1 protein-coding gene is annotated in these 1,182 nt (G+C 47.5%); it reads left to right on the forward strand.

What is annotated here, in order from left to right; translation table 11 throughout:
• Positions 1–76 precede the first annotated feature (76 nt).
• On the forward strand, positions 77–1,182 hold a 1,106-nt coding region (locus tag R7093_RS24015), incomplete at its 3' end, for a flagellin (RefSeq protein ID WP_226084426.1).

Raw genomic sequence — 1,182 nt, forward strand, 5'->3', positions numbered from 1 at the left:
GTAACTTTGAGAGAACTACTTGGTTTTCCGAGACGTCGGAAACCGCTACACCGGAAAATCAATTGGAGAAATCACCATGGCAGTGAATGTAAACACTAACGTATCAGCGATGACCGCTCAGCGTTACCTAAACAACGCAAACTCAGCTCAACAAACTTCTATGGAGCGTTTGTCTTCAGGTTTTAAAATCAACAGCGCAAAAGATGACGCTGCGGGTCTACAAATCTCGAACCGTTTGAACGTACAAAGCCGTGGTTTGGATGTAGCGGTTCGCAACGCGAACGACGGTATCTCGATTGCACAAACTGCTGAAGGTGCAATGAACGAGACCACTAACATTCTTCAACGTATGCGTGACTTGTCTCTGCAATCAGCAAACGGTTCAAACTCGAAAGCAGAACGTGTTGCGATTCAAGAAGAAGTGACCGCTCTCAACGACGAACTAAACCGCATCGCAGAAACCACTTCTTTCGGTGGTAACAAGCTGCTAAACGGTACCCACGGCGCGAAATCGTTCCAAATCGGTGCGGATAACGGCGAAGCGGTAATGCTTGAGCTAAAAGACATGCGCTCAGACAACAAAATGATGGGCGGTGTGAGCTACCAAGCTGAAAGTGGTAAAGGTAAAGACTGGAACGTTGCTGAAGGTAAGAACGACCTAAAAATCAACCTAACGGACAGCTACGGCCAAGAGCAAGAAATCAACATCAGCGCAAAAGCGGGTGACGATATCGAAGAGCTTGCGACTTACATTAACGGTCAAACTGACCTAGTGAAAGCCTCAGTAGACCAAGACGGTAAACTGCAAATCTTCGCTGGCAACAACAAAGTTGAGGGCGAGGTCGAGTTTTCAGGCGGTCTATCTGGTGAACTAGGTTTGGGCGAAGGTAAAAAAGTAACGGTAGATACTATCGACGTAACCTCAGTTGGTGGCGCACAAGAATCTGTTGCTATCATCGATGCGGCACTGAAATACGTAGATAGCCACCGCGCAGAGCTGGGTGCTTTCCAGAACCGTTTCAACCACGCAATCAGCAACTTGGACAACATTAACGAGAACGTGAATGCGTCGAAGAGCCGTATCAAAGATACAGATTTCGCGAAAGAAACGACGGCAATGACCAAATCACAAATTCTATCGCAAGCGTCAAGCTCAATCCTTGCGCAAGCGAAACAAGCGCC

This window comes from Vibrio sp. 1580 (assembly GCF_033340055.1).